The sequence below is a fragment of the Shewanella colwelliana ATCC 39565 genome, from assembly GCF_000518705.1.
GTDB lineage: Bacteria > Pseudomonadota > Gammaproteobacteria > Enterobacterales > Shewanellaceae > Shewanella > Shewanella colwelliana.
In genome coordinates, this window is record NZ_JAEC01000006.1 from 106,502 (window position 1) to 124,617 (window position 18,116).

General features: G+C 41.3%; 15 protein-coding genes and 1 pseudogene. 10 read left to right on the forward strand and 6 right to left on the reverse strand.

The window, feature by feature from the left end; translation table 11 throughout:
* Positions 1 to 96 precede the first annotated feature (96 nt).
* From L876_RS0103790 to L876_RS0103805, 4 genes are all read right to left on the reverse strand, one after another.
* Positions 97 to 2,373, reverse strand: a complete 2,277-nt coding sequence (locus tag L876_RS0103790; protein ID WP_028762579.1) for an aminotransferase class V-fold PLP-dependent enzyme — start codon at positions 2,371 to 2,373, stop codon at positions 97 to 99.
* 289 nt (positions 2,374 to 2,662) lie between these two features.
* Positions 2,663 to 3,124, reverse strand: coding sequence for a NanQ anomerase/TabA/YiaL family protein (locus L876_RS0103795; protein ID WP_028762580.1), 462 nt, complete (start codon positions 3,122 to 3,124; stop codon positions 2,663 to 2,665).
* 58 nt (positions 3,125 to 3,182) lie between these two features.
* Positions 3,183 to 4,217 (reverse strand): DUF3080 family protein, encoded by a 1,035-nt coding sequence (locus L876_RS0103800; protein ID WP_028762581.1) that lies wholly within the window; start codon positions 4,215 to 4,217, stop codon positions 3,183 to 3,185.
* Positions 4,218 to 4,283: 66 nt separating this feature from the next.
* Positions 4,284 to 4,739 (reverse strand): hypothetical protein, encoded by a 456-nt coding sequence (locus L876_RS0103805; RefSeq protein ID WP_028762582.1) that lies wholly within the window; start codon positions 4,737 to 4,739, stop codon positions 4,284 to 4,286.
* A gap of 126 nt (positions 4,740 to 4,865) precedes the next feature.
* Between L876_RS0103805 and L876_RS22675 the strand changes: the two are divergent.
* Positions 4,866 to 4,991: pseudogene (locus L876_RS22675) on the forward strand (alpha/beta hydrolase); the annotation flags it as partial.
* An 87-nt stretch (positions 4,992 to 5,078) separates the two neighbouring features.
* On the opposite strand, the gene L876_RS21025 reads toward L876_RS22675, so the two are convergent.
* Entirely contained in the window at positions 5,079 to 7,907 is a 2,829-nt protein-coding gene (locus L876_RS21025) for a serine/threonine-protein kinase (protein ID WP_051412908.1), read from the reverse strand.
* 28 nt (positions 7,908 to 7,935) lie between these two features.
* A complete protein-coding gene (locus L876_RS0103820; RefSeq protein WP_051412910.1) occupies positions 7,936 to 8,520 on the reverse strand; it encodes an ECF-type sigma factor in 585 nt (194 codons plus the stop codon).
* A 568-nt stretch (positions 8,521 to 9,088) separates the two neighbouring features.
* Between L876_RS0103820 and L876_RS0103825 the strand changes: the two genes are divergently transcribed.
* The 9 genes from L876_RS0103825 (at position 9,089) to L876_RS21035 (ending at position 18,109) form a co-directional block, all read left to right on the forward strand.
* Positions 9,089 to 9,475 (forward strand): hypothetical protein, encoded by a 387-nt coding sequence (locus L876_RS0103825; protein WP_028762584.1) that lies wholly within the window; start codon positions 9,089 to 9,091, stop codon positions 9,473 to 9,475.
* A gap of 15 nt (positions 9,476 to 9,490) precedes the next feature.
* Positions 9,491 to 9,865 (forward strand): hypothetical protein, encoded by a 375-nt coding sequence (locus L876_RS0103830; RefSeq protein WP_028762585.1) that lies wholly within the window; start codon positions 9,491 to 9,493, stop codon positions 9,863 to 9,865.
* 532 nt (positions 9,866 to 10,397) lie between these two features.
* A complete protein-coding gene (locus L876_RS0103840) occupies positions 10,398 to 12,140 on the forward strand; it encodes a hypothetical protein (RefSeq protein ID WP_081730624.1) in 1,743 nt (580 codons plus the stop codon).
* Between the two features lie 69 nt (positions 12,141 to 12,209).
* Positions 12,210 to 14,108 (forward strand): S8 family peptidase, encoded by a 1,899-nt coding sequence (locus L876_RS0103845; protein WP_028762587.1) that lies wholly within the window; start codon positions 12,210 to 12,212, stop codon positions 14,106 to 14,108.
* A gap of 156 nt (positions 14,109 to 14,264) precedes the next feature.
* Entirely contained in the window at positions 14,265 to 14,660 is a 396-nt protein-coding gene (locus L876_RS0103850; RefSeq protein ID WP_028762588.1) for a hypothetical protein, read from the forward strand.
* A gap of 427 nt (positions 14,661 to 15,087) precedes the next feature.
* Entirely contained in the window at positions 15,088 to 15,795 is a 708-nt protein-coding gene (locus L876_RS21030; protein WP_156029372.1) for a hypothetical protein, read from the forward strand.
* 207 nt (positions 15,796 to 16,002) lie between these two features.
* Entirely contained in the window at positions 16,003 to 16,581 is a 579-nt protein-coding gene (locus L876_RS0103860; protein WP_028762589.1) for an LON peptidase substrate-binding domain-containing protein, read from the forward strand.
* 114 nt (positions 16,582 to 16,695) lie between these two features.
* Complete coding sequence (locus L876_RS0103865) at positions 16,696 to 17,604, forward strand: pseudouridine synthase (RefSeq protein ID WP_028762590.1); 909 nt, start codon at positions 16,696 to 16,698, stop codon at positions 17,602 to 17,604.
* An 85-nt stretch (positions 17,605 to 17,689) separates the two neighbouring features.
* On the forward strand, positions 17,690 to 18,109 hold the full coding sequence (locus tag L876_RS21035; protein WP_037427931.1) for a hypothetical protein: 420 nt from the start codon (positions 17,690 to 17,692) through the stop codon (positions 18,107 to 18,109).
* Positions 18,110 to 18,116: the final 7 nt, after the last annotated feature.

Sequence of the window (18,116 nt, forward strand, 5' to 3'; positions counted from 1 at the left end):
ATTTGAGCCAAGCGAGCGGGAGCTATCCCGTTAGTCCGGTGGAAAATGAGGGTGCAGGATTGATGACAATCCGCGCCCTTTTTTTGAAACGACAGATTAACGACTCAATGCATAGCCACCCTTAAGGTGAGCGATGTTACTAAAACCTAGGCGGTGCATGGCTTGAGCCGCCACCATAGAGCGACTGCCGCTGCGACAAACTAATACCCACTCATCTTGCTTGTCATGCTGGTGCTGTTGAATAAACTGCACCAGTCGTGTCATTGGGATATTAATGCTGTGTTCGCTCAATTCACCGAGTTCATGTTGCAAGGCGTATTCGTGGGGCTCACGAATATCCAGTAGTTTGATGGTCTGCGTTTGCTGAAACTGTTGCTTAAGACTAATGGCATCGTACTCTTTGATCACGGCTTTATCGCAACTGCCAGTGTAGGCACCGCAGATGATCTCTGTGCCCATCTCATCATTGAGATGGGTATCGAGTTGTGCTTTTTGCTGTTCAAATAGGCCGATTGGCATTACGCCATTGATGGTCTCATTAAGCAGTGCATTACGAGTAAACTCAGCGCCAAAACTGGTGGTAAGTTCATTATTGTAGTCGTGGCTTGGGCACAATAAGGTGTGATCGCCAATCAAGCCGTGCAGTAGTTTTAGGCTGTGAAACATCTGTTTGGCACAGCTGGAATCAAAGTTGGTTCCGCCTAGGCTGCCCATTAATATCATGTCACCGCAAAAGGCATACAATACTGTGCCTTGTGGGTTAACCAGTAATAGGCTGATACTGTCTTTGGTGTGGCCTGGTGTGGCTACCTTTATCAGCGTCAGCTCGCCCACCTTAACCGCTTGCACAGGGCGACTGCCAATATCGGTTAATGCATGCACCGCTGGCCAACCCAGGTAATCGGTTACCTGCTGCGGTAAATAGCGCTCGGCTAATGCAACGCGGCCCGACACATGATCGGCGTGACCATGAGTGTCGATAAAGGCGATAGGTGTTAATTGCTGACACTGCAACAGGGTATCAATGCGCTGCTCGAGTTCTGGCAGAGGGTCGATGATCAGCGCTTGCTGGCTCTTATGATCGGCATAAATCCAAGTGCAACTTGAGCCTGACTTGAGCTGTACTAAACCATTCAGTGGAGTTTTATTTTGTGCACCAGCATCGACGTTTAATGACAAACAACTATTGCCAAGGGCATTGGCGGCCGATTGAATTCGCTCGCAGGCTTGATCGACTTCTGCTTGCGTCATGGCGGGGCCAAATGAGAGGCGAATGGCGGATTCGCTTTGCCACGTGGGCAATCCCATGGCATCGAGAACAAAGCTACCTGTGACCTTTGAGCTACAGGCTGAGCCTGAGCTGACACGAATATTAGCCGCATCGAATAGATCCATGATCTCTTTGCTACTAAAACCCGGCACGGCGAAGTTGAGTGTGGTGGGAACGCTATTGCTAAAGCTGTGGTTAAATACAATGGTTGGAAATGCGCGCTGCAGCGCCTGCGCGAGCTGCACTCGGTAGTCACGCAAGGTTGATACAGGGAAGAAAGCACTATCATCTTGGTTGAGTAGCATCTCAAACACCACGTTTAACGCCGCCATACCTGGCAGGTTTTCGGTACCAGAACGTAGCCCCCCCTCCTGACCACCGCCTGCAATGAATGGGGTAAAAGGCGCGCTTTCGCGGATGTACATAAAGCCTATACCTTTGGGTGCGTAGAGCTTATGGCCACTAAACGGTGCGTAATCTATGCTGGTTTCTGCTAGGTTTAAGGCTCGCTTCCCGAGTGCTTGGACGCAATCTACCATCCAAAACAGATCTGGATTATGCTGACGAATGAGGCGGTCTAATGCCGCTAAATCTTGGTAAACGCCAGTTTCGTTATTCACTGCCATGGTGCAAATCATTAAGGCATTCGCCGCTTCTTGAGCGATAAAGTCATGATTTAAGTTACCGCTGCCGTCCACAGGAATCGCTTTAAGCTCGGCATTGATACCCAATAGCTGGTTCCAGTGCGCTAAAGAGTTCGGCACGGCTTTATGTTCTGTCGCACCATACAGAAGCGTGTAGGTTTTGTTGGGGTTTAGTGAGGCTTTGGCGTTAACTAGCGCCGATAAAATAGACGTTTGTATCCCTTCTGTCGCGCCACTAGTAAAGATGATTTTTCCTTGATTGGCGCCGAGTAACTGCTTGGCATTATTCCTGGTTTGTTCCATGAGATTTTTAGCTTTTAGGCCAGTGATATGACTACTCGACGGGTTACCAAATAGCTCTTCCATTGCGCTCATGGCAGCTTTTGCGGCTTGTGGCAGAACAGGGGTAGTGGCGTTGGCGTCGAGATAAATTTGGCTAAGACTGGTAGTTTGGCTCATGGGATACTCGCAAAATATATTTTTATTATTAGAAAAACATCCATATAACAAAATGGCATATCTAATTCGATGTGGCTATATTAGCAGGTTGTGCGTATTGATCAAGATCACGTTTCTATCTTTGGTGCTGGTGGGAGCCGTTGGGAGTATGAGTATTATTGTGGGAGTGTTAAGCGAAGATAATATTGCTAAATATGGAGGTGATTTGCTGGTTTTTATATTAAAAAGCCTCCCATCTACGGAGGCTTTAACTAATAGGTCATTGGGTTAGAAAAGGTGTTTTTAGGTGTTAAATTTTTACTTTAATTACCACTTTTCTGACCGCTTTAGGTGTGGCTGAAGTGCCCGGCATATGCATATCTTGAGGGAAAAACAGCGCAAACATCCCTGCTTTTAAAGGAATAAATGCCGCTTCGGCTTTATTCGACTCATAGTCATATTCTGCATAGTCATGTTTGTCAAAATAGGGTTTTGATGGCGTCTGATCTGCCAGAGGCAGATAACCAAACTCCTCTTCGCCACGGACCACATATTGCACGTCGATATAGCGGCGGTGCACCTCAAAAGGTTCAACTTCTCTTGGCTTGGTGTCATAGTCATTGACGATAACAAACAAATCTTTCCCTTCGAGTTCGTAACTGCCTACGTCGAGTTGGCTAAAGTCGGTATCGACTAAGTGTTTAAGCGCTTTGGCGATGCGTGGACCAAGGTGGCTGTACTGCCCTATGTTATTGAGAGTATCTATGATCATGGCAAGATGAGGTAAAAGTGAGTGATATACTAGTTTATCATTTCTGCGTGCGTGGGCACTATTTTGTTGGGCGTTGAGGCTGCGGTATGTTGCAGCGGGTTCTGAAGGCTTTCCACCATTTTACATGGCGTTTCATCTGCCGCTTGAGGTGTGTGGGCAAGGCATCGTCGTTATCAGCAAAGTGAGCATTAACGTAGTCTTGATAAATAGTATCCTCAAAAAGTTGCTGCATTGGCTCACTTAAACGGTAATGCAGTTGATTTAATTGGGATAGATAAGCCTGGGTCTGCGCCAGATAGTATTTGTGAAACACATTCTGCAAAATAGCTTGTTGCTGATTGACGTGGCCCGGACGGCAAAGGACTCGTGCTTGATGTTGAAATAGATAATCATTGAGCTCCCTCAGCTCAAACACACTCAGTGACAGTGAGCGCAGATATTGATTGAGCAGAGGCTGATGATGAAAAATCGCTAAAGTCTGCTCTAAGTCTTGTATCGCTATTTGCTGCCAATCTTGGCTGATGATCTGCTGCTTTATGCCATTGAGCCGACTCAACGCACTCTCAAATTCAAGCCTGCCATGCTGCATATTATCTAGCGTGAGTGAGTCATAACCGATAAATAGCCGCTTATTGATGCTTTTATCGCGCGTGATCATCTGTGTAAATACGTCTAGTGCCTGCTGTTGTTTTTGAGCTAGCCCAATTGTTAGGGCGTTGATGAGCGCGCTATCGTCGAGTGCCTCTATGCATTCGGGCGCTAGTTGGATAAAGCGTATATGATAAATAAGTCGCTGGCTCGGCGGCGCAACCTTGCCAAGAGAGCTATTGTGGTCGGCGATTAGTGCACCAAGCTTACAATGGTTGAGCTTAAAGCTTTGCAGGATTGAGATGTTTAAACGTGTGGGCGTTTGATGAGCGGCTTTGGGCAAGGTTAATGGGATAAAGTCGGCCGGCTCGAACGGAATCTCTAATACTGACTCAAGCCGTTTGGTGTAATCATGCCAAACAAAGTCAGCATCTTTATTCGGCTGGCAGCCACTAACTAATAATGCCGCAATAAGTAGGAGACTTGTTGTGTTAATTGCAATCACTCCGTTGCATAAACCTCTCCTACAATATAGCGGCTAACCGCAAAGGTTTAAATCATTGTTGTTGCACTAAGGTTTATGCATGACGAGGCTAGAGTTTATTTCAAAGGGAATGCCATGAGCTTCAAAGGCCGATTTGAGTGCAATGGCAGTTTTGGATTGAGGTTTTAGTGGGAAGCTGACTTTTCCACTCGTACCATAGATAAACAGATGATCACCGAGTAGACGCACAGTGTTGATTTCATCAAAACTTAACTGCAGGTCGCCAGGCAGAGCAAAGTCACTCTCAACAGACATCTTGATAAAGTTAACTGACGTCGCCGAGAAAACGATTTTTTGAGTATTAATCGCCACAGCCCAGTAAATCATAGCAAGGCAATATCCTGCAAACAGCAGGTATTCAGCGAGGCTTTCTCGCTGGTCAATAAATAAGTTAGCGCCGACTAACACTATTGTTAGGGCAATAATAAAACGCCCTAAGCTTTTATAAGGCTTTATGCAGATGTTCTGGTGTAACGTGTCCAATGTTGTTCTCCCTGTGACGTCCTGCCACAGGGATATTTTAGAACATTCATCAATGACAACCCAAGTAAAATTCCTTTAATATGCTATTTTTGTTACAACATAGGGGAGGAGTCTTGGGTGTCTAATTTGAAGCCAAGAGTTCGTTTTCTTGCGGGTCCAACTGCCTTTAAACAGATCCGCGAGCAAGGCCTGCATCCTGCACAGTTTTCTCAATTGTTGGCGGCATCGGGTGGCCCAAAGTGGATAGGCATTTAACAACCTCACCAATAACGATTAAAGCTGTTTTTTTATTTAAGCTTTAATCGAAATTGGCATTGTCATTAACACTATGTAAAATCCCTACAATGCTGTTACAAAACTGTCGACTGATGAATAGATAGCTTCTGCTAGATTAGTATCCTTTACTACATCTTTCCAGTGCAGTTTTCCTTCACATATCAACTTAGGTTTCATTATTAACTTTGCTCGATACAGATTAATATCTTGAATGCCAGAATTTGAAATGCTGTTACAGTCAACAACTGGTATAGAGCTCAATTCGACAGCGAGGTTATCATGTTGTCCAGTTCTAGATAGGAGTTCCAATTTGAGAAGATATTGTTCAAACTGGCTAGAGTCGGTGGACGAATTAAACTCAGTGAGGAGTCGTTCTGCCGTATCAAAATCCTGTAACTCCAGGAATGCTCTTACGAGATTTATATAATATTTCTCTTCTGTAGCTGGGTAAGATATGTGTTCTTTTAACAATATAGCTTCCTTTACTAAGCTTTTCATGCCATTAAAGTCACCAGAATTTGTTAAGTGGCGTAGCTTAGAAAGCAATGACATAATGTAAAAGTTACTACTGGGACCTTGATACTTTTTATAAAACGCCATTGCTTTATCACAAGCATCAACGCCGATTTTGAGTTCTGATGAATACCTTTCGTCAATATTAGCCGAATTACTACATAACGCATAGGTAAAGTAAGCTGCATGGCCTAAATTATTCTTTTGTCGATAGTGTTCAATGAGTGTTGAAAGATGATTTAAGTATAGATCTTGGCGGTTAAATCTGTTGGCAAACACCGTAAACTGTAGATAGTAATTTAAAGCATTTTCACCATAGTTTGATAGTTCATCATAAACAGTGGTCATTATGTCGTATGATCTTCTCAATTCATTGTTTTTTATCGACTCAGTGAGTTCGATAATAAAGTAGTTTGTCTGGTATGATGGGGGCATAGCATTAGCATCTATATTTTTATAAATATCGCTAATGCTTGCGGGAAGCGGAAAACCATTAATTACTGACGTCTGCTTTGCCAATATAGCCAATACATACACTGATGGATGATCACTATCGAGTAGAGATTGGAGTAATTGAGCATTTTTGACCAATCGATCACTGATATTATTAGCCGATTGCTTCCCCTGTATATTAGACATTAGATACCAGTCATGCAAAAGACTAACCCACCTTTTAGAAGATATATCAGAAATATTGCTCTCCACCAACTCCAGCAACTTCTCAACTCCGCTTAACTGCTCCGCTTTGCTGATATTAGACATAGCTATTAATCTAATATGTTCCAACAAAACCTCTTGATTTCTATTGACTGGCTCGAGGTTTGAGGTAAGTAAATCAAACAACTTTTGCAACTCTACATTTGAAATTGTAGTCGTGCCAACTTCCCAATCGATAAGAGAAAAAAGTCGGTTGTCAGATAAGTCAGTAAGCTTCAATACATCTTCATTTAAAACTATGAGTTCATGTTGCATATCTTTGTTATTATTATTCAATACATTTAATTCAATTTGAATCTTTCGTGCTATTAAGTTTTCAACTTTAAATTGTGCATTACCATTAGTTAGCTTTGATAATTTTGATGTATATAACTGACATTGCTTATAGTCACCGATAGTTTTATATGCATTAGCCAGAGACAATGTAAACCTGACAGCTTGCTCTAAAGGGAGTAAGCTAATATCGATACTCCTAGCGGAGTTAACTAAAGACCTCTGCCTTTCAATCTCTGTTACTACTCTAACATCAACCTGCTTTAGCATGTTCTCAGCAAGTTTTAAGTTACTATCCGCTAATAGCGTTTGCTGTTGAGCATAGATGTAGGAATCATAATACTTGAATCCAGATATCACACTAACTATCGCAATGACCAGTACTAAAGAAAAGCGGATATAGTTTCGTTTGAACCATAATCCTGAGTTATACCATGGATTATTGAAAGCGGCTATCGGCCTGTTGTAAAGAAAGCTTTCAATATCCGCTTTAAGCTCAGTAGTCGTTTGATATCGTTGTTGCGTATCATCTTGAGTCGATTTTAAAGCGATACTTTGCAAGACAGGGGTGTCATCGATTAAGTCATATAAAACTTTTCCAAGACTGTAGATATCCGATGCAATTGTAATATGCTCGCCTGATTTGTGCTCAGGAGAGGCGTAAGCAAATGAAAGTGCTTTTAAATATGGTTCAATGTATTCTGTTTTTGGGGAGTGAATAAATTTTGAAATACCAAAATCAATTATGTGAACTTGACCTTGAGCATCAACCAAAATATTTTCTGGTTTAATATCCCTATGGAGTATTTGGTTTGCATGAGCATGGGTAATTCCATCGATGACTTGCATAAACAATTCAAGTTTCTGCTGTTCGGATAGCAAATTACGCTCTACATATTTGCTCAAGGTTTGTCCGCTAACATATTGCATCACGATATAAGCGAAACCTCGCTCATCTCGACCCGCATCTAAAGCTGAGACAATGTTAGTGTGATTTAATGAAGCAAGTGCCTGAGCTTCATAGTTAAAAATCTGTTCTGATTCATCATTCAATAGAGCAAGCGGTACAACCTTAATCGCCACATCTTGAGCATACTCGCCATCTTGTCTTTTGCCTAAATAGACACTGCCCATTCCCCCTTTACCAAGTAGTTCTATTATTTTGTATTTCGATACACTATCACCCGTCTGAAGGTTGCCAGTTATCTGTTCTCCAGCAAGCTCAATACTTTCATTAAAAATTTGTGTGATATCAATATTTACATCCATAAGCATCTTTTTTAACGCTATATAGGTAGCTTCATCATGCTTAAGGCTTTCTATGTAATCGGATTTTTCTTTTTCGTTAAGTGTAGATAAATGGCAATAGTGCTCGTAAAGGTTTTGCATCACTAGAACGTCCCTGCAGTGAAATTGGTTAATTGTGGTAATAATTTGAAAGCCGTAGCTTGATAAAAGAAAGGTCTTTATCGACTGTCGATTCTGAAACAGAAAACAACTCAGCTATCTCTTTTGATGGGATAAGGCAAACATATTTATAGATAAAAACGGATACCTGCCTGGAGTAATCGATAGATAATTTTTTTAGTAAAATTTCAATATCTAAAATACGCTGTATTTTGTCTAACATAGCTGTACTTTCGGTATCTGTACTGTATTTTTGACGTTTTATTGCTTTAGATTTTCGTATATTGTCTACCAAGATTGAATAGATCACAGTTGAAAATGTTATGTAAAGCTCTCTCGTCGTTTCGGGGGCAACATTTCTACTTTGATGAATTTTTATAAAAGCGTCATGAACTAGAGATGTGGTATTGCTGGATATGCTTAGTAGCGTACTTGCTGGTCGTTCACCGATAGAGTTCGATTTGACTTGGCTAGCAAGTTCACGAAACTTTTGATAAGCAAATTGATAGAGTTGTTGCTCTGCAACCTTGTCTCCAGTATTAAATTTAACTAATATACTGGTTAGATGTTCAAGATCTTGATCTGTACTCGGCATAAACTCCACTTTTCCTGCTTGCGTGCGATCCCTATCAAGGGAGCAGCCAATTGGTGATGCAGAGGGAATCAGTATTTAAGTAATTTCTAACACCCCATATGAGCTGCTATAGGTACATATGACCCCGCTACTTTATAATAAGATCCTTAATTATTCTACATTTAAACAACAAATGTATGAGTCGTTGATTTAGGATGATGATCAGAAGTTGTCATGTATATCATCAATAGCTGAATCAATTGAAAGCTATGATATGAGGGCGGTTCGTCACATTTAATATACTCAGCCTGTGCTTTGCTGGTCAGATCATCATGACAAGCAATACTGTGGTCATGTCAAATTTCTTTGATTTTCTGATATATATTTTACGAATTATTTCGATATTTACGTATCTTCTCTTCGTTAACTATTCATATAACCTAGCTTCAACCTTATGTAAAGGAGCCTAAGCATGAGGTATTCTAAAACAAGAACCGAATAGCTCTAAGCTAGGGCATTTTTTCGGGTTTACAGACAGAACTAAGGTAAATATGTATCTGCATACAGCAGGCTTTGAAGGAGATGAATCTTGAAGTTACCCAAATCAATCATATTGTTGTGCTTATTATCAATTGCTTTAGTTGGTTGCTCTGACTATGCGCCTACGACTGAGCAAATTTCTAAAATGACTGAACAAGAAGTAGGAGTCTTTTTTTGTGAGGCAGTTAAGGATGATATTAATTTAGACTTGTTAAAACCATTTTTAGAAGAAAAAAGTTATATATATCTACTTGAACGTAATCTTAGTCCACAGCAAGAGTTTTACTCTAAATCAGATTGTGAATTAGTGGATTATATTGTAGAGGAGGATATGGTTAAGTTTGTATTCAAGAAGTTTGCAAAAAAAAATGTGTTAGCCATGTCTAAAGTAAATGATAAATATACTGCAATCTACCCTTCTACATTCACTAAATAATTAAGCGGTGATTTCATGAGAAACTTATTTATAATATCCTTTATGTTTTTAGGTTTGACAGCGTGTTCCAAACCTGTTGACGAGGCAATTTATGTAGCAGTAGAAGTTTGCGAAAACATTAGAGATGCAGATTTTGATATGTTAGATATCGCAGATGCAGATTTAATACAACAATATAAAGATCTTCGTGAATACGATAAGAAGTTATTTAAGAGAACTGTTCAGGAAAAAATGGATTGCAAGGTCACAGATGTTGAGGCTGGTTCCAATGAAGATTCCTTTAGAGTCAATTTTGTCAACGCCAATTCGCTCAATGTTGCATTGGATCTTTCTAGCGATGATTTTAAGGTGAAATACGAATACAGAGACACATCTAACTTATTTTTTTAAACTGCGGTGTGTGGGGTTAACTGTCCCCCTATCTAGTCGATAGGTTTAACACTTGTGTCACTGCCGATCTTCACAGTTAGCAAGGCTTTACAATTGAAAGCTGCGAGTCACCAGAAAGTGCTTGCAAAGTAGCTAACATGTGACTTTGGCAACATTTTCAAGTTCTGACTTGATTTAAGCTATTGAACCTTATGGAAAGCATGACAATGTTTTTATCTGGACATTATATAAAGGACTAAATAATGAAGCTTAACCCCAGTGGATACAATACCTCCCTTGCAATCAAGCTCTTCGATTTTACTTCGTTCACAAGCCCATTTAACACAATGCTAAATGCACTTAATAGTAACGAACAAAGCGGCAAATCTACTTAGGCTAAAAATAGTAGGGCTAGCTCTCTTATTCTGTTTTTCCCTATGCAAGCTATAGATACTGACTTAAAAAAATGGGCTTTCAAAGAACTATTAAAACCCTTTACCTTAATATTTCATAAGCACAATACATTTGTGTTCTTAACTCGAGAAAAATAAACATGAACAATACTCGTGGATTGTTATCGGCAATTATTCTATCGGTGCTCCTTACTGCATGTGGCGGTGGTGGAGATGATGGTGGTACAACTCCAACAACTCCAACAACTCCAACAACTCCAACAACTCCAACAACTCCAACAACTCCAACAACTCCAGTTAATCATGCCCCCACTATATCTTTGGCTGAATCATCGATCTCTATGATGGGAAGTTCCACCACAGATGTCGCAATTACAGCTACTGATGAGGATGGTGATGAACTGACATACAGCTTTAGCTCCACCTCTCCTGTTCTTTCAGCCAGCGTCAGCGGTGATAGTCTGGTGATCACCGCTAGTGATGTGGAAGCTAGCACCAATGCAACATTGATCGTTACTGTCAGTGATGGCAAAGATAGTGTAGCTGAAGAAATCACAGTCATAGTCACCAAGTATGTTGCCTACTCAGTAACTTGGGTGGATGCGGAATCAGTCAACCTTTCAGTTGCTCAAGCAGCGAAAGCTCGTTTCCCATTTGTTTTAGAACTCGGTTCTCTCAGTGAAGAAAACATTACTTATAGTGTTAGCATGAATGTTGATTCAGGACTTAATCAATCTGCTATTTCCGCTTCTGTCAGCTCTGAGGGAAAGGAAGTTGTTGTTTCTCCATCTAAAGAAAACCAAGGTGATTACACTGGTGTTTTGACTGTCACTGACGGTATTACAACAGAAACATTGAACTTTTCTTTAAATGTTTATTATGCAAATCGTGCTCCTTTTATGGATAGTGAACGCTTTGTTTTCTTGGAAGAAGGTGAAACTAAGACTTTTGAAATGTCGTCTACAGAAATTCTTGATGCTGATAGTTTAGTCATTTTTGAAGATGAACCTTTTGAAGTTCTTGAAGGCGATGCTAGTAAAATTGCTTTCACTTATGACAACACAGCTAAAACTTATTCTTTCACGGCTCTTGAGGGTTCTAAGTTTTCAGGGTTTTTAGTAATGGTTAATACAACTGACTCTTTCAATGGTCGTGCTGGTGCAGGTTATGAAGTTTATGTAAAGGGTGCTACCACTTCTCAGGAACGTGAATTGGAAGAAAAAATTGTACTCGCTCAAAAGTTCGTTAAGCAATCACAAGAAATGGAACGACTTGGTGACTTTTTAATTGATGCTTTAGAAATGCAGGGTGTATTGACTCAACAAGAAGCACTAACTGAGCATTTGCTAATCGCTGATTCTCGCTACTTCTCTGATAATGAATCCACTACTGAGTTAACTTGTATGCTTGGTGCTGCTCAAACTGGCTTTGTTGTAAACAATAACTTTAAGGGTGGTTATATTGACGGTAAATATACTACTCAGCGTGGCTACATTTGTAATGTAGGAGAGGAAGAAACTTACAACAACCATACAGGCAAGGCGAGTTCTCAATTTTACGCTAACACTAAAAATTATGGTATAGCAGTAAGTAATATTCAGCGTATTCGTGCAATTCAAGATAATGATTACTACTCTGCTGCTGGTCAAAATATTATTGAACGCATTAACCGTTTAGCAAACATGCTAAAAGCCGAAGTTTCTGGTTTAGAACTAGGTCGCATTTATTGGGAACAAATGAATGAATTAGGAAATGGTTCTTATAGCAGATTTTTAGGAAATGCTACTTACGGTGCATATCAAGGCGACACTTGGGTATGGAAGCCAGAGTATAAAGTTTTAGGTCTTGCTGCTTCAATGGCAAACGGAACCGTTATTCATTAGCGCATAGAGTAATTGGTAACGCTTATAAAGCAATGACCTCCTTCAAATTCGAATTAAGAGTAAGAACAAATGAAAATTACTAATCTAGCGGCTTCTATCCTGATTACTATGACTTCCATTTCTGTACAATCAGCCGAGTTGATTATCAACTGGGAAGACAATGATCGTGTTCATAGCGTAGACGCTCTTGAACAAATTTCTGCACAAACTGGCTTAGATATTAAGCTGCTAAAACCTCTTCAAAATACTTTTGATTTGGTTGATGTTAGCGGAGATAGCGAAGCAGCTATTAACACTCTTCTAACCACTGGTTACTTCAAGTATGTTGAAAAAAATGGACTTGTTGTTTCACCGAAAGTGAATAGTGAATTGATTGAAGTAAATCGTTTTCAATCACAAGCTCCACAAAAAGGCACTATCGGTACTCGATCTCTTGTAATCAATAAATTTAATGACCCTCTGTATCTAGGTCAGGAATATTTAGATGAACAAGAAGAAACTCGTATGGGACTGTCTAGCATTGCTAAGGCTCGTGACTATGCAGTAAAAAATGCCAAGCTAGATCGCAAGGTTCGTGTTGCTGTACTGGACACAGGAAAATGGGAACATGAAGATGTTGTTTGGTCAGAAGATGAAGCATCTTTTGTGGATTCAGGAATGGGTTGTCTAACTGCTGATCATGAAAATACTGCCACTGATTTAACTTGTTCTTCTGAGAATGTAATTCCTCATTACAATAATAATGATGCAACTGACAAATCTTGGTGGGATCTAGACGGTGATGGTGTTTACAATGTTGTTATTGATGGTCACGGTTTGAGTGTTGCGAGTCAAATTGCAGCTACTGCAAACAATAATCTTGGTATGGTTGGCATTGTTCCAACTAACAGTCTTGAACTTGTTCCTGTACGTGTCCTTGGTGGTTATGGTGGTGGCTCTCACACCATTGCTAACGGTGTTTGGTGGGCTATTAAAAAATACAGCAATGGTTCTTTGAACGAAGGGGATCAAGGTTATGTTCGTCCTATCTCTGAGCCTGTTGATGTTATCAACTTGAGTTTAGGTGGATATTCTGAAATGAGCTGTGAGGCGAACAGCTACATGCAGGATGCAGTTAGCGAAGCGTACAAGATGAATATTAGTGTTGTTATTGCTGCGGGTAACGAAGCAGCAGACACCACGTATGTTACTCCTGCAAACTGCGAAGAAGCACTAGCAGTGGCATCTTCTAAGATGGGCGGTGAAATTAGTAATTTCTCTAACTTCGGACAATTTGCTGACCTTGCAATTCATGGTGAAGAAATCACTGGTGCAACAATTGGTACATTTTATTATGGCACTGGTCGCAATTGTGGTTCATCTGCAAGCTATGACGATTGTTACTCTGAAAAAACAGGTACTTCAATGTCTGCTCCTAATGTTTCAGGCATTCTAGCGTTGCTTAAGCTTACTCACCCTGATTTATCAGCTAAAGAACGTGAAGCAATGATGTTGAATACTGCTGTTCCTTATGAGTTAAATGGTCATGGTCAAGCATCAAGAGCGTCTAAAGTTGGATATGGTGCAGGTGTTGTTAATGCTTACAATGCAATTCGCAATGATGTACTAGCAATTGAAAAAGTAAATGTTCAACATCGTTACGAAGAGTTTGCTTCACCAGTTCAAGAAGCATATTTAACTCAGATGCTAGAAGTTGTCCCTACTGCGTGTTCTATGTATAACGTACAGTTTGGTACACTGCAACATGCTGTGGATGGTGTTAGCTACAAAGTTATGCAAACTAACGCTACTGGCAATATCGACTCTGTTAACTTTGATACAACTGTTGTTACTGATGTTCCTCGTGCTGTTGTAGATAGGTCCACATATTCAAGAGCAGCCGTACAATCTTGTAAAAATGGCACTTGTGGTGACATTGTTGAAGTCGATTTTAGCCATTCTTTATCACCTGGCGTATGTGAGGGCTAAGGTTTGCAATTATAAATACCCTTCCTTTTAAAGAAGGGTATTTATAGCTCAACCTCGTTGGTTTTGTTGTTGAGTTATCAACTCGGTTTAATACCTGAGCTAACATAATTGCGAAGTATCACAAGTCAAAAAATGCTCACAGCATTAAGGGTTCATATGTCATCCATTAAATTTAATATCATCGCTCTCACCCTGATATCTTTGCTGATATCTGGCTGTAGTCAATTTAACGATAAGCCCATTTCTGAATCTGCAGCAAATATTGTGAAAGAGAACAAGGTAACAGAAAGCCTAAATGCTGAAGCGCTGATGAGAAGAAAAGTCAGCATGACCTATATTGTCTACTGGAAAGAAGATCTGATTGAGAACGGATCCAGATTAGAAGCGCTTAGAAAAGCCACTGAATTGAACATTGAGAGTGTTAAAACTAGAAAAAGCATGGATGTCATTATGGTCCAAGACAATCTAAGTCCGCATGACATACTGATGAAAATAGATAGCTCAGGCATGGTTAATCAGGTAGTACAGGAGCAACTTCTTAAAGCGCAGTAGCTAGATTAGGCAGTCAAGTCATCAAGAGTTAAGGTTTTAGGTTCCCCCCTTTAAACCCATTCACCCCCTACTATTTCATATATCTTTATGAAAAACGCTAGATAATTTTAATGATATAAAACAAAAGGTTTGTATCTTATTGAATGTCTGTTTTTAAACATACAAATTTTTCGGTGTTTAGCCATTAAAAACAATAGGGCTTGCAGCCTTAGATCGCCTGCTATTTAGTGAGTTTTTTAAAGATAGAGAGGCGCCACTGCATACTCTAGGTGCCTCATCAGGGGCGTGGCGTTTAGCTTGTTTAGCACAAAATAACCCGCTCAGCGCTTATGATCGGCTTGAGCACGCCTATATTCAGCAGCGGTATGATGTTAAGCCTACGCCTCGTCAAGTTTCGGACCAAGTTAAGGGGATTATTGATGAGATATTGGGGGATAATGCAGGGCGAGACATTCTGGGTAACCCAATCATTAATAGTCACTTTATTGCGTGCAGAGCAAGGCATTTAAGCCGTGTGCCTAGCCGTGTGGCATTAGGGTTAGGGCTTGCAACCACGGCAATAAGTAACCTGTTAAGCCGTAAAACTTTAGGGCTGCATTTTCAACGCTATCTTTTTGGTCGTGATCTCACCCAATCTCCTTTTGCGTCATTGCAAGACCTACCCAGCCATTATGTGGATCTTGAGGCAAACAATATTAAGCAAGTTTTGCTCGCAACAGGATCTATTCCATGGATATTAGCCCCTGTTAAACAGATTTCTGGTGTACCAAAAGGTTATTACTATCATGGCGGCATTACCTATTATCACTTTGACTTGCCGATAGAAGGCAAAGATGGCTTGACCCTCTATCCGCACTTTAATAGCAATATATTACCTGGTTGGTTTGACAAATCACTGTCTTGGCGACGTGCTAAAGCTAACTATCATAACGCGTTAATTTTGGTGCCAAGCGATGAGTACACGGCGGCTTTACCTTATGAGAAATTGCCCGATCGACGGGATTTTTCATGTTTAAGCAGTGATGACAGAATTCGCTACTGGCAGCAAGCGGCAACCATGAGTCAGGCGTTAGCCGATGATTTTTACACGATTTGGCAAGGAGGAGAGATCGCACATTATCTAGAACCGTTTTAGCTGGCGTGCCCACCGCAACAAAAGACCATATTGCAGGGTCTAATAAGATAACGGAGTACAGTTTGATTGGCACGGGTAGCCTATCCAGTATTGAGTTTACAGCAGTAATTTTGCTAGCTGCTACACTTTACTATTATTGCTCCAGGTCAAAATTCAACCGATTTTGAGAGATGTATCAAGCGAGTGACCGCGGAGAAGGAGGTTGCTATGTTAACTCAAGAGATGGCGTTAATCACCCAGGATGACCTGCTTTTGCCTGGCGGCAGAATAGAGATCCGAGTCGCGGGCCCAACAGGCTTAAGCCTAGTAGCACAAGTGCTTAAAGGTCATTACCCTCTTGCATTTGGCATGTCGAAGTCTAATGCAAAACCTCCCTGTTACCCTCTGGCAACCCAATGTGAAATTATTGATTTTAATCAACTTGATGATGACTGCCTTGGCATTGTGTTAGAGGGGCAACAAAGAGTGAAAATTCTCTCTGCGGCGCAACGACGAGATGGTAACTGGATTGCCCGCACATTAGCCTGTAACAATTGGCAAAATGAACCCATTGAGGGGGAGTTTGAATTGATTAGTGCCGCGCTGGAACAGTTTTACCAAGTTAATCCAGCGTTGTTTGACCTCTATTCTGATCTGCATCTTGAAGATGCCACATGGGTGAGTCAGCGTTGGTTAGAGGTGTTGCCGCTGTATAACCGAGATAAACAAGTGCTCGTCAATCAACCCGATTGCCATAAGACAATGAACTTTGTACTCGACCTGATCAAGTCCCACGCAGGGAGCTAGGGCTCAGGCCATATTAAATATCGCCAAGCAGAGAAGTGCCGTCAAAGATAATCTGTTTGACGGCACTTCTCTGCTAACATGTCGCCCAAATTCAACGCTCATGGTTAGGCTTCTATGGTTCGTGCAGCGCAAGCATCTCATATCGTGTTACCAGAAAACCTTACTCAGCATAAAACGGTGCTGAGCTTTTTGGCTGCTCGCTTTCCTCAAATCCCATTGTCTACATGGAAAAGCCGTATGGCCCAGGGAAATGTACATTGGCAGGATGCTAGCCGAATCACCCCCGAATCTCCCTATGTCGGCAAACAGAAGGTGTTTTACTACCGTGAAGTGGTGCAGGAATCTAAGGTACCGTTCGATGAGGAAGTTTTATATGAAGATGCGCAGATCATTATTGCGTACAAGCCCCACTTTTTAGCGCTGCATCCCAGCGGTAATTTCGTCAATGAATGCTTGGTTAATCGCTTGCGGATCAAGACAGGTAACCCTAATCTAGTACCTGCACACCGCCTAGATCGTGCTACGGCAGGCATTGTCATCTTGATTAAAAACCAGTGTGATAGAGATGCTTATCATGCACTTTTTCGCGATGGACACATCACTAAAACTTATCAAGCTGTCGCCTCTTTGACCCCCGAACTTCAACAGCAGTTAGCGTTATCGACGCCAGCAGAGTGGCCTAACTGGACGGTAAAAAACCGTTTGGTTAAAGGCTCGCCTAGTTTAATGATGGCGATCGCGCCTGGCATAGCTAATGCTCATTCAGAAATTCGTCTTATCGGTATTGAAGGCACACTCGGACGATTTGAGCTCTCTCCCGTAACGGGTAAGACTCATCAACTGCGGGTGCACATGAATAGTCTGTCTATGCCAATTCTCAATGACACCTTGTACCCACAACTGTTGCCTAAGGCCGATGATAACTTTGAAAAGCCATTAAAATTGCTTGCTAAAGGTATCATTTTTCGCGACCCCGTTAGTCACCGCGATATCGATATTCAACTTGAAGACTTATCGTTCTAGTTAGCATTTGTTGTATAAAATATTCAAAAGTTGTGTTTTGTTGCACTTAACCTTATGCTGAAGCACTGACTACAGGAGGTGATAGATGAACAAAGCAGTAGGATTAATCGTTGTACTCGGACTCATTGGTGCGGTGTGGTTGATGACCTCAAATAAAGCGGATGAGACCACAGAAACCCAGCCGCTTGAGCAAAATGCAGAGGCTATGCCACAGGTCTCCTCATTGGCTACTGATTCATCGATTTCACAACCAACGACTGAGGCTAAACATCTGATGCAGCCCAGTGCTAACCACGCTGAAGTTTCCGAAAATGGTGATGCTGAGCCTGTTGCTGAGCCTGTTGCTGAGCTGGTGAATCAAGCTCAACCTATACAACAAGCGCCTAATGCACAACGTGCCCCCAGCGCGGGTGGAGTTGAGAGCAATGATCATCGTTTACCAGCTCCCAATGATGCGCCTATTTCCGCCCCGGTCAGTATGCCGTCACCCAAACCTGGTAACTAGTTGACGC

Coding starts and splice junctions, on each gene's coding strand:
- L876_RS0103790 (WP_028762579.1), bottom strand. CDS start 2,373: ATGAGCCAAACTACCAGTCTTAGCCAAATTTATCTCGACGCCAACGCC.
- L876_RS0103795 (WP_028762580.1), bottom strand. CDS start 3,124: ATGATCATAGATACTCTCAATAACATAGGGCAGTACAGCCACCTTGGT.
- L876_RS21025 (WP_051412908.1), bottom strand. CDS start 7,907: ATGCAAAACCTTTACGAGCACTATTGCCATTTATCTACACTTAACGAA.
- L876_RS0103820 (WP_051412910.1), bottom strand. CDS start 8,520: ATGCCGAGTACAGATCAAGATCTTGAACATCTAACCAGTATATTAGTT.
- L876_RS0103830 (WP_028762585.1), top strand. CDS start 9,491: ATGAGAAACTTATTTATAATATCCTTTATGTTTTTAGGTTTGACAGCG.
- L876_RS0103840 (WP_081730624.1), top strand. CDS start 10,398: ATGAACAATACTCGTGGATTGTTATCGGCAATTATTCTATCGGTGCTC.
- L876_RS0103845 (WP_028762587.1), top strand. CDS start 12,210: ATGAAAATTACTAATCTAGCGGCTTCTATCCTGATTACTATGACTTCC.
- L876_RS0103850 (WP_028762588.1), top strand. CDS start 14,265: ATGTCATCCATTAAATTTAATATCATCGCTCTCACCCTGATATCTTTG.
- L876_RS0103860 (WP_028762589.1), top strand. CDS start 16,003: ATGTTAACTCAAGAGATGGCGTTAATCACCCAGGATGACCTGCTTTTG.
- L876_RS0103865 (WP_028762590.1), top strand. CDS start 16,696: ATGGTTCGTGCAGCGCAAGCATCTCATATCGTGTTACCAGAAAACCTT.
- L876_RS21035 (WP_037427931.1), top strand. CDS start 17,690: ATGAACAAAGCAGTAGGATTAATCGTTGTACTCGGACTCATTGGTGCG.